Below are 13,286 nucleotides of genomic sequence, written 5' to 3' on the forward strand. Positions count from 1 at the left end.
GCGCGCTGCGCAGCAAAAAGCCCCGGGCAGTGATGCGCCGGGGCTTTTTGCGGGGTTGGTGAGTGGTAGTGTATTAGCCGCGCCAGGAGCGAACGTCGCCGCAATCCATGTGCACGAAATTTGATCCATAGTATTGGCCGACACCGCCGGCACGGCACGAAATGGCTGCCTTGGCCATCTGTGAGACCGAGCGGGAGGCAAGCCGCAGGTCCGCAGCCTGACCTTTGACGTGGAGAGAGTTCTTGGCGACACCGCGCGACCGACGGCGCAGCATGGCGTTGGTCTGCGGAGAGCGGTAGCCCGACAACAGCATGTAGGGCTCGTTCACATCCAGCAGGTTGTGGGCCGCGGCCATGATGTCGATCGTGCGCAGATCCATGTCCTTTGACTGATCGGTGCGCCAGTCACGCATGAAGTGGTTGATTTCCTTGACCGCGTCTTTGACGTATTTACCATCGACCCAGTAGATCATGTCCAAGCGCTCGCCGGTACGACCCGAATACATACGGATCCTGCGGATGTCTCCACCCCCGCGAAGGAAGCCTGCTGCGTTTGAGTAGGTTGGTGCTGCAACAACTGCCGTTGCCGCGAATGCGCCCAATAGGGCACGCCGGGTCATCCCCGAGGTACTGCTCTTGGTCATAACGTGTTTCGTCCCGTACAGTTCCTGCCTGCACACGATGTTACGTGCGCTTTCTTAATTCTTTCCCATCCCAGATGCGGATTTTATGCCACAGAGGGATTCTTGCGCCAAGTGATCTTTTGGTCTTGTGCTTTCTTACGGGGAATTTTCGGCGAAAATCTGCGCAAGTGACGAAAAATGTGGCGAACAGGCCTGAATCCCTTTCGTTTTTTTCCAGACGATGCAAACGCGCATCAGGGGCCCAGCGGTGTGATGTGCTGTTGGAAATGTGAGTGGACAATCCCCCGAGGCGTGAAACATAATTGTCGGGCGCAAAAACTAGTGTTCCAAGTTATTGAAAACCAAGGCTATCCCATGAATTCTGTCCGTCGGACCTGTACTATTTTTCTGTTTGCCGCAAGCATCGCCGTGTCGGCCACATCCGTTCAGGCGGCTCCGACCCAGGCTGAGAGTTTCGCGTTTCGGATGGCTGTCGCGGAAAGCGCAGGGACAACCCCGGATATCGCGTCCTTCTATCGAGAACAGGAATTCGCGCCGATTTGGGTCGGTCCTACCTCTGATCACGCGGCGCGTCGGTCGGCACTTATAAAAGCATTGTCCCATGCTCAGATGCACGGTCTTCCGGCCGAACGATATGACGTTGATGGCCTGATGGCGAAGATGCAGAGCGCTCGGTCAAACCGCGATCTCGGGGCGCTTGAGGCTGCGCTGAGCGAGGCGTTTGTCCGCTATGCGCAGGATGTTCAGTCCGGGCTGCTGCGCCCGGCTCAGATCGACGCCGGCCTCGTGCGTGCGGTCGAACGGAAGCCGGCTTCGGATCATCTTGCGGCGATGATGAAATCCACCGACGGCTCTTATCTCGCGCAGCTTCCGCCGCAGTCCAGCCAGTACCGGGCGCTGCTCAAGCAGAAGATGGCGCTGCAGTCACTGAACGAACATGGCGAATGGGGTCCGACCGTACCAACCGGAAAATACGAACGCGGCGATACGGGGCTGAGCGTCATAAAGCTGCGTAATCGTCTGGTTGCGATGGGGTTCCTCAAGCCCACGGCCAGCCCGGAATATGACGACTCCATGGTGGCAGCGGTGCAAGCCTTCCAACGCGCCCATGGACTTGAACCAGATGGTGTCGCCGGCCAGGGAACGATTGCCGAAATCAACCGTTCACCTTCTGACCGGCTCAAGGCGGTGATGGTTGCGATGGAACGTGAACGCTGGCTCCCTCGCGAGAGGGGGGCACGGCATGTTCTGGTCAATCAGGCCGACTTTTCCGCGAAAATCGTCGACGATGGTCGGGTGACATTTGAAACACGTGCAGTGATAGGCAAAAACACCAGCGATCGTCAAAGCCCCGAATTTTCGGATGTGATGGAGCACATGGTGATCAATCCCAGCTGGCATGTGCCGCGCTCGATCATCACCAAGGAATACCTGCCGAAGTTGCGGGCCAACCCCAATGCCGTCCGGCATCTAGAGATAACCGATCGGCGCGGGCGGCAGGTGAACCGCAACGCGGTGGACTTCAACCAGTTCACGGCTCGCAGCTTCCCGTTTGCGATGCGCCAGCCTCCGGGGCAGAGCAACGCTCTGGGGCTGGTCAAGTTCATGTTCCCCAACAAGTACAACATCTATCTGCACGACACCCCGCAGAAGAGCCTGTTCGCACGCGAAGTGCGCGCCTTCTCTCACGGGTGCATTCGTTTGGCGCAACCCTTTGATTTCGCATATGCTTTGCTGGCAAAACAGGAAGAGGACCCCAAGGCCTTTTTCCACAGGGTTCTGGGCACCGGGCGTGAAACCAAGGTTGACCTCAAGCAGCCGGTCCCGGTTCATCTGATCTACCGCACCGCATTCGTCGGGCCGAAGGGCGACGTGCAGTATCGGCGCGATGTCTATGGGCGGGATCAGAAGATTTGGGATGCCCTGCAAAAAGCAGGGGTGGCCCTGCCGAACGTTCAGGGGTAAGCACGGGGCGCAAATCCTGCGACAAGGAAGCCCGCGATGCAGTTCACCTTACAGCAAATCGCCGATGCTCTGGGGGCGCCGGCCGAGGGAAACACCAGCCTGACGATTCTGAGGGCGGCCGAGCCCAAGGATGCCGGTCCGACCGATTTGGCTATGGCGATGGCTCCGAAATACGCCGAGGCGCTGGCTGAGGGTCAGGCGCGTTGTGCTGTTCTGTGGGAAGGTGCCGACTGGCGCGCACTGGGTCTGGAGGGCGCCGTGTTTGTCGGCCGCCCCCGTATGGCAATGGCCGGAATTACCACGATGCTGGACCGGGGGCAGGGCGTCGCACCCGGGATCCATCCTTCGGCGGTCGTGGACCCGACGGCCGAGATCGCCGGAGATGTGTCCATCGGGCCTCTGGCCGTTGTCGGCCCCCGGGCCCGCATCGGGTCCGGAACGGTGATCGGCGCCCAGTGCCACGTGGGTATGGATGTCGTGCTGGGCGAGAACTGCCTGTTGCGCGAAATGGTCAGCATCGGTGCGCGCGCCATGATTGGCGATCGCTTTATTGCGCAGCCCGGAGCGAGGATCGGCGGAGATGGGTTCAGCTTTGTCACGCCCGAGGTGTCCGGGGTGGAAAACGTGCGCAAGACCATGGGCGACGCCGGGGACGCCAAGGCACAGAGCTGGTTGCGCATCCATTCACTCGGTGCGGTCCAGATCGGCAATGATGTCGAGGTTGGCGCGAACTGCACCATCGACAACGGTACGATCCGCAACACCGTCATCGGAGACGGCTCCAAGTTGGACAATCTTGTTCATGTCGGGCACAACACTCAGGTCGGCAGAGACTGTCTGCTTTGCGGTCAAACCGGCGTGTCCGGTTCGGTCGAGATCGGCAACAACGTGGTTTTGGGTGGCCAGACCGGAGTCGTCGACAATATTTTCATCGGTGACGGCGTGATCGCGGGCGGTGGAACCAAGGTACTTTCGAATGTCCCGGCAGGTCGTGTGATCATGGGCTATCCGGGCGTGAAAATGGAAACGCACACCGAAATCTACAAGGCGCAGCGTCGGCTTCCACGCATGGCCCGTGACGTAGAGGCGCTTAAAAAGACGGTTTTCAAACCCTCGTCGAGCGACTAAATCAACCGCAACGCGACAATCAGGGGAACGACATGAGCATCAGCGACCGCGTCATCGCAATCATTGCAGAGCAGGCCGTGCTGGAGCCGTCCGACGTGACGCCCGAAAGCTCTCTGGAAGATCTCGGGATCGATAGCATGGGCCTCGTTGAAAGCATCTTTGCCATCGAGGAAGAATTCGACATCTCGATCCCCTTCAACGCCAACGAACCGACGGCAAGTGATTTCGACATTTCGAATGTTGCGGCGATCATTGCCGGGATCGAAAAGCTGGTCGCGGAAAAGGTTTGATCCGCGGTCATGAAACGGGTTGTCATCACCGGCGCTGGCACGATCAATTCGCTGGGCCATTCCGTGCCCGACACCCTTGAAGCGATGCGCGAAGGCCGTTGCGGCATTTCCGAGCTTGAATTTCGTGACGTCGACCGACTGAGCATCAAAATTGGCGGCCAGGTTCGCGGGTTCGAGGCAGAGGGCCGGTTCAATCGCCAGCAGATGGCGCTGTATGACCGTTTCACGCAATTCACTCTGACTGCGGCCAAAGAGGCGATCGACCAGTCGGGGCTGGAGTTTCACGGCGAATTGGCCGTGCGGTCGGGGGTCGTTCTGGGAACGGCCGGCGGTGGTGTTTCGACCTGGGATGACAACTACCGCTCGGTCTACGAAGACGGGAAGAACCGGGTCCATCCATTCGTCGTGCCGAAGCTGATGAACAACGCGGCGGCAAGCCACATTTCGATGGAGCACAACCTCAAAGGCCCCAGCTTCACCGTTTCGACGGCCTGTGCATCGTCCAACCACGCGATGGCGCTGGCGTTCCAGATGGTGCGCAGTGGCGCCGCCCCGGCGATGATTACCGGCGGGTCGGAATCCATGTTGTGTTTTGGCGGGGTCAAGGCCTGGGAAGGCCTTCGGGTTATGTCGAAGGACGCCTGCCGGCCGTTCAGCGCAAATCGCAATGGCATGGTTCAGGGCGAGGGCGCCGGTGTGTTCGTATTCGAGGAATACGAACATGCGCGTGCTCGAGGCGCTGAAATTCTGTGTGAGGTTGCGGGCTATGCGATGTCTTCGGACGCGACGGATATCGTGATGCCCAGCAAGCAGGGCGCGGCCCGTGCCATGGCCGAGGCCTTGAAGGACGCCGGGCTGAACGCAAGTGACGTGGGCTATATCAACGCCCACGGCACCGGAACCGCCGCCAATGACAAGACCGAATGCGCAGCAGTAGCGGATGTGTTCGGACGCCATGCCGACGATCTGATGATCTCATCGACCAAATCCATGCACGGCCACCTTATCGGCGGAACCGGCGCGGTTGAACTGCTGGCCTGTATCATGGCTGTCCGTGACGGCGTGATAGCGCCGACCATAGGGTATGAAGAACCCGACCCGGAATGCGCTTTGGACGTCGTACCAAACGAGGCGCGCGAGGCCGAGGTGAATGTGGCATTGAGCAACGCCTTTGCGTTTGGCGGTCTGAACGCGGTCTTAGCCCTCAAGAAGGTATGAAAAAAGCCGCCATCGGGGGATGGCGGCTTTGGTCATTCATCTTGGCGTGATCAGTTGGTGTTGACCTCCAGGCCGTCAAAGGCAGCGGTAAATCCGCTCAGCGACAGATCCATGTTGATAACCTGATCGGGCGCGCGTGCGGGCACCAGTGAAATGGTAGCCTTCGTTCCCGCTTTCATCGCGTCAATGTCGCCCTGGGTCAGACCCAGCTGCGCAACACAACCGACCGGAACACAGTGATGATAGTTGTACAGCTTGCGAGGTGCGCCATCGATCGAGATGGCCAGTTGTGCCTGCAGCAGGGTTTCCAGCGGAACAATGACGTTCGCCCAGGCTGCGGCGGCACCACCGGCGGGCAGCTTGCCAACGGTAATCTCGGCCAGAGGTTCATTCTGCGCTCCGTTGAGAATCTGAACCATCGCACAGGGGTCATCGCCGGTCTGCGCCTTGATGCAGGAGATCTCCCAGTCGCCCGACTTCTCGCGGACATATTGCTCGCCGACACGCGGGCCGCTTTGACCCAGATCCAGGTCGGAGCCGGTATCCGTGGTCTGACCGGCTTGGGTCTGCTCTTGAGTTTCAGTCGTGGCTTCCTGGGCGAACGCGCCTGAGCCCAGCAATGCAGCCGTTACCAGGGTGGCTGGAACAAGTTTGGTGATCATCAGTGCCTCATTGTGCTGATACAGCTTTTTCAAACGTCTCTAGCATTCCTGCTCGGCCATGTCAGTTGCAAAGCGCGCGCTGCACGCGGGATTGGACGGATTTTCGCCGACACATCGGAGGCCACCTGAAGTGACGCCGAGAAGCCTTTGAGTACAAACGACAAAGGGAGCCGTACGTGCGGCTCCCTTCAATCAATGTATCTCCCCGTCGGACTGGCCGACTTAGTTATGCCCGAACGTTACGAGAGGCGAACCCAGTGGTCAACTGCTAACAGCGAAATTTAATGTTTCCACAAGCAGAAACTTGGCAATTTCAAAAAATGGCTGTGCCCGAAAGCACAGCCAGTCGACAGGGAGGAAGTTTGCCCACCACACGAGGGAATTGCGAGGTGGGCAAAATCACTATCGCAGTCAAAGGTTAAGTTTGTATGGTGGTGCCGGGACGCTAAGTTTTGGGACGTATCAATATGACGGAAAACGTTTTTGTCGGCGGTGGCGGTGTTGAATACAAGCAGCCGCAGGGTTTGACGCTGAAATATGCAAACCGGCACGGTCTGATTGCCGGTGCAACGGGGACGGGCAAGACCGTGACCCTGCAAATCCTGGCCGAAGGGTTCTCGCAGCAGGGCGTTCCTGTTTTCCTGTCTGACGTTAAAGGTGACCTGTCCGGACTGGCGCGTCCCGGTAGCCCCGATCACAAGTTGCACCAGGCCTTCATGGACCGTGCCCAGCGCATCGGGTTTGCCGACTATTCCTATGCCGCGTGCCCAGTCACGTTCTGGGATCTGTTTGGTGAGCAGGGCCACCCTGTCCGGACAACGGTTACCGAGATGGGGCCGCTGTTGTTTTCCCGGCTTCTGGACCTGAGCGAAGCGCAGGAAGGTGTGCTGAACATCGCCTTCCGGGTTGCGGATGAAGAGGGGATGCCGCTGCTGGATCTCAAGGACCTGCAGGCTCTTCTGGTCTGGATTGGTGAAAACCGGTCACAGCTGTCGCTGCGCTACGGAAATGTCTCGACCGCTTCGATTGGCGCCATACAGCGACGATTGCTTGTGCTGGAGAACCAAGGAGGCGCACGGCTGTTTGGTGAGCCTGCGCTCGAACTGTCGGATTTGATGCGCTCGGATGAAAACGGCCACGGGATGGTCAACATCCTGGCTTCTGACAAGCTGATGGGCGCGCCCGGGCTGTATGCCACGTTCCTTTTGTGGCTGCTGAGCGAACTGTTCGAAGAACTGCCCGAAGTCGGCGATCCCGACAAGCCCAAGCTGGTCTTTTTCTTCGACGAAGCCCATCTGTTGTTCGATGATGCGCCCAAGGTTCTGGTGGACAAGGTCGAGCAGGTCGCGCGATTGATCCGATCCAAGGGCGTTGGGGTTTACTTCATTACTCAGAACCCGGCCGATATTCCCGAAGATATCCTCGGACAGTTGGGCAACCGCGTCCAACATGCTTTGCGCGCCTTCACCGCGCGCGATCGCAAGAATTTGCGGCTGGCCGCGGAAACCTATCGGGAAAACCCGGCCTTCGACACGGAAACCGCGATCCGGGAAGTCGGAGTGGGCGAGGCGTTGACCTCGATGCTTGAACGGAAGGGCGCGCCGGGTATGGTCGAGCGGACATTGATACGTCCGCCGGGTTCACAACTGGGCCCGATTACCGACGCCGAGCGCAAGGCTGTGATGGCGGCGTCTCCGATGGCTGGGAAATACGAAACGCTTCTGGATCGCAAATCGGCATTCGAAATCCTGCAGGCGCGCGCGGCCAAGGCCGCGGCCGAGGCCGAAGTAGCCGAACCCGAGGAGCATGACGACACCCGGTCGGTGTCCGAGCGGGAGTATTCGGCGGCGCGCAGATACAGCGGCAGCAGAGTAGGGCGATCGTCTGCACGATCGGTCCGAAAGCAGGACAGCTTTGCCTCTGCCATGAGCGAGGCAGTCATCAAAGAGCTGAAAGGAACCACAGGACGCCGCATCGTTCGCGGCATTCTGGGCGGGCTGTTTCGCAACCGTTGAATTTCATCGCCCTGCCAGCCGGAACTGGCGGGGCGTGCCGCGTCAGCGCTTGAGGCGCCGCTGTCCTTCCTGCTGGCAATAGGCGTCAGCTTCGGGAACCGACATCTTGGTGGCCGGGAAATCAATCGCGCGATCCCAGACAACCCGATCCTGGCGATACAGTTGGCAGGTCACGACGCCCTTGGGCGTCTGTACCTGGACGGGTGTGGTTTCCAGTTCACGGGGGCTCGGGATACATCCGGCCACAACAGCTAGGACCGGAACCATAAGGGCAATTTTCTTTGTGGAAGTCTTCATGGTGCAAGAACTTTTCTTCTGGGTCAGAGTTTACTCGTTAAGATCGGCGCATCAGGTGAGTGGTCTTTCGAACAATATGCGCCGATATGGTTCATAGAGTGTGAAGCCGTCTATTGATTTTTCAAGCCGCAATCAAGAAACCGCGCCATTCGCATGGCGCGGCCTGACGGTTTAGTGATGAAAGATGTCTACTTCTCGGGGATCAGGCCCCTTGGGCTGAATCTGAGAACAATCAGCAGGATAAGCCCCATCGTGAACAGGCGCATATGTGCCGTGCTTTCGATCAGGTGGGCCTTAAGCGCGCTGCCATCTGGCATGCTGGAAGTGATCAGGTTCATAAGCCACAGACCGATCGGTTCGACCTCGACCCACAGGAACCAGATCAGAAAGGCCCCCAGGACCGAGCCGAAATTGTTGCCGGAACCGCCGACGATCACCATCACCCAGACAAGGAAGGTGAACCGGAGCGGTTGGTAGGCGCTGGGTGTCAGCTGGCCGTCCAGCGTCGTCATCATCGCCCCGGCAATGCCACAGATGGCCGAGCCCAGAACGAAGATCTGCAGATGACGGCGGGTGACGTCCTTACCCATGGCTTCGGCGGCGACCTCGTTGTCGCGGATCGCGCGCATCATGCGGCCCCACGGGCTTTTGAGCGCCATCTGAGCCATCCAGAGCAGGATGAGAAGCACGATCAGAAACAGGAATGCATAACCCAGTTTCACCCACAGGGTCGAAGCGGTCACCGGGTCCAGCCCGAATGAGGCTGCACGTTCGACGAAGGTCGGATCGCTCTGCAGGTCAATCTCATAGCCTACGATAGGTGAAGGGCGGGGGATGCCGTAGACGTTCTTGACCCCTCGGGCCAGCCAGTCCTCGTTTTTCATGATCGCAATGATGATCTCGGCGATACCCAGCGTGGCAATCGCAAGATAGTCCGAGCGCAGACCCAAGGCCGTCTTGCCAATCAGCCAGGCAGCGCCCGCGGCCAACAGCCCACCCGCCGGCCATGCAAGCAGCACCGGAAGATTCAGCCCGCCGATATTTCCGGCAATGGCTGGGTCGATGGCTTCGACGGCAGCGATGCTCGGGTCGAACACCGCGCGATAGACGAAGAACCCGACGACGAGGATTGCGATGATTGCCAGCGTTCGTGCCCGGCCCTTGGGCATCTTTTGCGCGGCCATCACGGCTGCGACAACGGTCGCTGCCCCCAGCAGAAGCGCCAGCACGATCCCATACCCGCCTGCGGACCAGGCTCCGGGTGTCGGCGGGGTCGAGACCAGCACAACCGCAAGTCCGCCCAGCGCAACAAAACCCATGACGCCGACATTGAACAGTCCGGCAAAGCCCCATTGCAGGTTTACACCGATCGCCATGATCGCGGAAATCAGACCCATGTTCAGAATCAGGATCGCCGTGTTCCAGCTTTGAACGAAACCGGTCAGCAGGATGAGCCCGCCGACAATCACGAAAAGCAGGGTGTTTTTGACTGCTTCGTTCATACCGCTTTCCCCTTGAACAGACCCGTTGGCTTGAACAGAAGCACGATCAGCAGAATGACGAAGCTGACGGCGAATTTGTAATCGGTGGAGAGGAACTGCACCAGGCCCGAAGGTTCGAGGCTTTCCGGGGCAAGGTAGGTCAGCACCTTCTTCCAGGCATAAGTGATCGTGACTTCGGAAAAGGCGATGATGAATCCGCCTGCGATCGCCCCAATCGGGTTGCCCAATCCGCCCACGATAGCAGAGGCAAAGATCGGCAGAAGCAGTTGGAAATAGACGAACGGCTTGAAACTCTTGTCCAGCCCATAGAGAACCCCGGCCGTCGTGGCCAGCGCCGCAACGATGATCCAGGTGATCATCACCACACGTTCCGGGTTGATGCCGGACAACAAGGCCAGATCCTCGTTGTCGGAATAAGCGCGCATCGACTTACCAGTGCGGGTCTTGTTGAGGAACCAGAACAGCAAGGCTACGGCAACGACGGCGACGATCACGGTGATGCCCTGCGAGGTTTTGATCGCAAGCCCCTCATCCAGCCCGGTCATCTTTTTGAAATCCCGCGCAGAAATCAGGAACCGAGCCCCATCCGAGAACCGTTGGTCATCGGGGCCGATGATGAAACGCACCAGCCCATTCATGATGAACATCACACCCATGGATACGATCACCAGGATCACAGGTTTGGCTTTTTGCTCGCGATAGAAACGATAGACCAGCCTGTCGGTGATCAGCACCAGAAGGATGCACCCCAGGATCGCAAACGGAAGCGCCAGAAGCGCCGTCGGCAGGGGCCCGAACCCGATCCCTGCCGCCTGAAGACCCCAGGTGACCAGCACGGCGATCATTGCGCCGAAGGCCATCGTATCCCCGTGGGCAAAGTTGGAAAATCGCAGGATGCCGTAGATCAGGGTGACCCCCAGCGCCCCAAGTGCCAACTGGCTGCCATAGGCAACCGCAGGCACGATCACAAAGTTCGCAAGCGCAACAAGCGCATTCAGTAGGTCCATTATGTTCTTCTCACTGTCCGGGTGCGGCTTTATGGCATGACGCCGACGAAAGACACAACAATTTGGAGCATGATTTTTGCGGCTTTGTGCATGTTTTTATGCGGTTTGGCGAACATTGATCATGCGCGCTCCAACCGTCTGCTGATCCCCGAAAGAAAAAGACCGCGCCACCATGTGGGACGCGGCCTGAAATCGCAGATGATTGCGGGACTAGGCTCCGGTTTCCGTGCATTGACCACGGTCATTCTGAAGGACCGGACGGCGAATGGACAGGTTGTAGGACAGATCCGGGCTTTTGACGAAGAAGGTCATGACATGCTGTTCGGTCGCCAGGATGAACGTCATGTTGTTCAGGCCAGGAAACACCTGAGCATCCCCGGTCGTGTCACCGAATTTGACCGATCCCTTCTGCTCGCCTTCAAGCCGTGTCAGCCGGTACTCGGTTCCATCAATATCCGATATGCACACAAATTCGCGTTGCTGAGCCACAGCGCCAGTTGCCAAGTGTGCGACCAGTGCGGCGATCATCCATTTCTTCATTTTGTCTTCCAATTTCTGTGCCCCCAACCGGGGCGCGTTTCGGGGATTGGTGTAGTGGTTCGGGCGCAGCGATATTTTTGAAATTTGACCTGATTAAAGCAGCAGATAGGCATTCCGGGAATTTCCACAGGCTTTTTGAAGCGGTGCGCTACCAGGAAATAATTTATACTTTTCAGATGCCTAATAAGGGTTCTCAAGAAGAAGGTCATAGCCGGAAACACCGATTGCCATCTTCTGGCCTTCAATTTTGCGCAAAGCGATCAAGAAAAAGGGCCAGTCGAGAATCCCGACCAGCCCCATAAAAAAATCAGTTCTGAAAAGCGTCGGTTAGCCGCCCAAAAACGACTTGCGCACTTCCTCGTCCGCCAGCAGTTCCTTGCCGGTTCCGGTGTATGCGTTTCGCCCTTGGACCAGCACATAGCCCTTGTCGGCGATCTCAAGCGCCTGGCGTGCATTCTGCTCGACCATCAGGATCGGAAGGCCGGTGCGCGACACTTCGATGATGCGGTCGAACAGCTCGTCCATTACGATCGGCGAAACGCCCGCGGTCGGTTCGTCCAGCATCAGCACTTTGGGCTTGGTCATAAGCGCGCGGCCGACGGCCACTTGTTGGCGCTGACCGCCCGAGAGCTCTCCCGCCGCCTGGTTGCGTTTGTCTCGCAGAATCGGGAACAGTTCGAACACCTGTTCCATCGTGTCCGAGAAATCATCCGTGCGGATAAACGCGCCCATTTCCAGATTTTCCTGAACCGTCATCGAGGTGAAAATGTTCTGCGTTTGGGGCACAAAGCCCATGCCCTTGATCACTCGGTCCTGTGGGCTGAGGTTGGTGATGTCCTCTCCATCCAACCGCACCGATCCGGCGCGCACGTCCAGCATGCCGAAAACGGCCTTCATCGCGGTGGATTTGCCAGCGCCGTTGGGGCCGACGATCACGGCGATTTCGCCCTTGTCCACGGCGATCGTGCAATCGTGCAGAATGTCGGGGCCTTTGCCGTACCCGCCGGTCATGGTGTCACCGATCAGGAATGGACCGCCCTCTACCCGGTGGGTCTTGCCGCTGACCCGATGGGCCGGCGTCATCGTGCCGATGCCATGCGTGTTGGTGATCGAGGCGTCCTTGTTGCCCTTGTCGTCCTGATAGGGGTTGTCGCTCATGCCCCGGCCTCCAACTGGTCTTTGTTCTTGAGCCCAGTGCCCAGATAGGCCTCGATGACATGCTCGTTGGCCTTGATCTCGTCCAGTGTGCCTTGCGCCAGAACCTTGCCCTCGGCCATGCAGATCACCGGATCGCAGATCTTGCCGATGAAATCCATGTCGTGTTCGATCACTACGAAGGTATAGCCGCGTTCCTTGTTCAGACGCAGGATCGTATCGGCGATGGTCATCAGCAGGGTGCGGTTCACGCCTGCGCCGACCTCGTCCAGGAACACGATCTTGGCGTCCACCATCATCGTGCGGCCCAGTTCCAGCAGCTTTTTCTGGCCGCCCGAGACCTGACCCGCCTTGTGGTCGGCCAAATGTTCGATGGTTAGGAACTCCAGCACCTCGTCGGCCTTGGCGCGCAGGGCGCGTTCCTCATCCGCAATCCGCTTGCGGCCGAACCATGTGTTCCACAGCGATTCACCGGATTGGCCACCGGGGACCATCATCAGGTTTTCGCGGCATGTCATCGACGAGAACTCGTGCGCTATCTGGAACGTGCGCAACAGCCCCTTGTGAAACAGATCATGGGGCGGCAGGCCGGTGATGTCTTCGCCATCCATCCAGACCTTGCCGCTGGTCGGAGGCAGAACACCCGCGATCACATTGAAAAGAGTGGTTTTTCCGGCCCCGTTTGGACCGATCAGGCCAGTAATCGAGCCCTTTTCGATCTCCAGCGATGCCCCGTCCACCGCATGGAAACCGCCGAAATGCTTGTGCACGTCCTCGACGACGATCATGTGTTCCCCTGTCCGCGGCTTTCGCGGTTCTTCGTGTTGCCCCATCCCAAAGATAAGGTGGCGCCTTTTGTCATTG

Annotated in this window: 13 protein-coding genes; 5 read left to right on the forward strand and 8 right to left on the reverse strand. The window is 58.7% G+C overall.

Annotated features, from left to right (window positions below; translation table 11 throughout):
* Positions 1–73: 73 nt before the first annotated feature.
* Positions 74–643 (reverse strand): peptidoglycan L,D-endopeptidase MepK, encoded by a 570-nt coding sequence (gene mepK, locus ACR0FC_RS04720; RefSeq protein WP_170338571.1) that lies wholly within the window; start codon positions 641–643, stop codon positions 74–76.
* A 354-nt stretch (positions 644–997) separates the two neighbouring features.
* On the opposite strand from mepK, the gene ACR0FC_RS04725 reads away from it, so the two are divergent.
* From ACR0FC_RS04725 to ACR0FC_RS04740, 4 genes are read left to right on the forward strand one after another with little or no spacing between them, the layout of a single operon-like run.
* Positions 998–2,608, forward strand: coding sequence for a L,D-transpeptidase family protein (locus ACR0FC_RS04725; RefSeq protein ID WP_170338573.1), 1,611 nt, complete (start codon positions 998–1,000; stop codon positions 2,606–2,608).
* Positions 2,609–2,644: 36 nt separating this feature from the next.
* Positions 2,645–3,736, forward strand: a complete 1,092-nt coding sequence (gene lpxD / locus ACR0FC_RS04730; RefSeq protein ID WP_170338575.1) for a UDP-3-O-(3-hydroxymyristoyl)glucosamine N-acyltransferase — start codon at positions 2,645–2,647, stop codon at positions 3,734–3,736.
* 32 nt (positions 3,737–3,768) lie between these two features.
* Positions 3,769–4,026, forward strand: a complete 258-nt coding sequence (locus tag ACR0FC_RS04735) for an acyl carrier protein (protein WP_093962086.1) — start codon at positions 3,769–3,771, stop codon at positions 4,024–4,026.
* A 9-nt stretch (positions 4,027–4,035) separates the two neighbouring features.
* Entirely contained in the window at positions 4,036–5,244 is a 1,209-nt protein-coding gene (locus ACR0FC_RS04740; protein WP_170338577.1) for a beta-ketoacyl-[acyl-carrier-protein] synthase family protein, read from the forward strand.
* Between the two features lie 50 nt (positions 5,245–5,294).
* Here the strand turns inward: ACR0FC_RS04740 and ACR0FC_RS04745 are convergent, their stop codons facing one another.
* Entirely contained in the window at positions 5,295–5,906 is a 612-nt protein-coding gene (locus ACR0FC_RS04745) for an invasion associated locus B family protein (protein WP_170338579.1), read from the reverse strand.
* 467 nt (positions 5,907–6,373) lie between these two features.
* Here ACR0FC_RS04745 and ACR0FC_RS04750 point away from each other — a divergent pair, with 467 nt between their 5' ends.
* Positions 6,374–7,921, forward strand: a complete 1,548-nt coding sequence (locus ACR0FC_RS04750; protein ID WP_170338581.1) for a helicase HerA-like domain-containing protein — start codon at positions 6,374–6,376, stop codon at positions 7,919–7,921.
* Positions 7,922–7,963: 42 nt separating this feature from the next.
* Here the strand turns inward: ACR0FC_RS04750 and ACR0FC_RS04755 are convergent, their stop codons facing one another.
* From ACR0FC_RS04755 to ACR0FC_RS04780, 6 genes are all read right to left on the reverse strand, one after another.
* Positions 7,964–8,218, reverse strand: coding sequence for a hypothetical protein (locus ACR0FC_RS04755; protein ID WP_170338583.1), 255 nt, complete (start codon positions 8,216–8,218; stop codon positions 7,964–7,966).
* 188 nt (positions 8,219–8,406) lie between these two features.
* The gene (locus ACR0FC_RS04760; RefSeq protein WP_170338584.1) at positions 8,407–9,720 is read right to left on the reverse strand and encodes a branched-chain amino acid ABC transporter permease; all 1,314 of its coding nucleotides are present in this window, start codon (positions 9,718–9,720) and stop codon (positions 8,407–8,409) included.
* A complete protein-coding gene (locus tag ACR0FC_RS04765; RefSeq protein WP_093962081.1) occupies positions 9,717–10,727 on the reverse strand; it encodes a branched-chain amino acid ABC transporter permease in 1,011 nt (336 codons plus the stop codon). The genes ACR0FC_RS04760 and ACR0FC_RS04765 overlap by 4 nt, the downstream gene beginning before the upstream one ends.
* Before the next feature lie 210 nt (positions 10,728–10,937).
* A complete protein-coding gene (locus tag ACR0FC_RS04770; RefSeq protein ID WP_170338586.1) occupies positions 10,938–11,267 on the reverse strand; it encodes a hypothetical protein in 330 nt (109 codons plus the stop codon).
* 327 nt (positions 11,268–11,594) lie between these two features.
* Positions 11,595–12,425: an ABC transporter ATP-binding protein gene (locus tag ACR0FC_RS04775; RefSeq protein WP_170338588.1), complete on the reverse strand. Its 831-nt coding sequence runs from the start codon at positions 12,423–12,425 to the stop codon at positions 11,595–11,597.
* A complete protein-coding gene (locus ACR0FC_RS04780) occupies positions 12,422–13,210 on the reverse strand; it encodes an ABC transporter ATP-binding protein (RefSeq protein WP_093962961.1) in 789 nt (262 codons plus the stop codon). Before ACR0FC_RS04780 ends, ACR0FC_RS04775 begins: the two co-directional genes overlap by 4 nt.
* Positions 13,211–13,286 lie beyond the last annotated feature (76 nt).

Source organism: Ruegeria sp. BB9 (assembly GCF_056539345.1).

Excerpts from the sequence above, each read along its gene's own strand:
- ACR0FC_RS04775 (WP_170338588.1), bottom strand. The coding sequence starts at position 12,425 with ATGAGCGACAACCCCTATCAGGACGACAAGGGCAACAAGGACGCCTCG.
- ACR0FC_RS04770 (WP_170338586.1), bottom strand. The coding sequence starts at position 11,267 with ATGAAGAAATGGATGATCGCCGCACTGGTCGCACACTTGGCAACTGGC.
- ACR0FC_RS04780 (WP_093962961.1), bottom strand. The coding sequence starts at position 13,210 with ATGATCGTCGTCGAGGACGTGCACAAGCATTTCGGCGGTTTCCATGCG.
- ACR0FC_RS04765 (WP_093962081.1), bottom strand. The coding sequence starts at position 10,727 with ATGGACCTACTGAATGCGCTTGTTGCGCTTGCGAACTTTGTGATCGTG.
- ACR0FC_RS04735 (WP_093962086.1), top strand. The coding sequence starts at position 3,769 with ATGAGCATCAGCGACCGCGTCATCGCAATCATTGCAGAGCAGGCCGTG.
- ACR0FC_RS04725 (WP_170338573.1), top strand. The coding sequence starts at position 998 with ATGAATTCTGTCCGTCGGACCTGTACTATTTTTCTGTTTGCCGCAAGC.
- ACR0FC_RS04740 (WP_170338577.1), top strand. The coding sequence starts at position 4,036 with ATGAAACGGGTTGTCATCACCGGCGCTGGCACGATCAATTCGCTGGGC.
- ACR0FC_RS04755 (WP_170338583.1), bottom strand. The coding sequence starts at position 8,218 with ATGAAGACTTCCACAAAGAAAATTGCCCTTATGGTTCCGGTCCTAGCT.
- ACR0FC_RS04750 (WP_170338581.1), top strand. The coding sequence starts at position 6,374 with ATGACGGAAAACGTTTTTGTCGGCGGTGGCGGTGTTGAATACAAGCAG.
- ACR0FC_RS04745 (WP_170338579.1), bottom strand. The coding sequence starts at position 5,906 with ATGATCACCAAACTTGTTCCAGCCACCCTGGTAACGGCTGCATTGCTG.
- mepK (WP_170338571.1), bottom strand. The coding sequence starts at position 643 with ATGACCAAGAGCAGTACCTCGGGGATGACCCGGCGTGCCCTATTGGGC.
- lpxD (WP_170338575.1), top strand. The coding sequence starts at position 2,645 with ATGCAGTTCACCTTACAGCAAATCGCCGATGCTCTGGGGGCGCCGGCC.
- ACR0FC_RS04760 (WP_170338584.1), bottom strand. The coding sequence starts at position 9,720 with ATGAACGAAGCAGTCAAAAACACCCTGCTTTTCGTGATTGTCGGCGGG.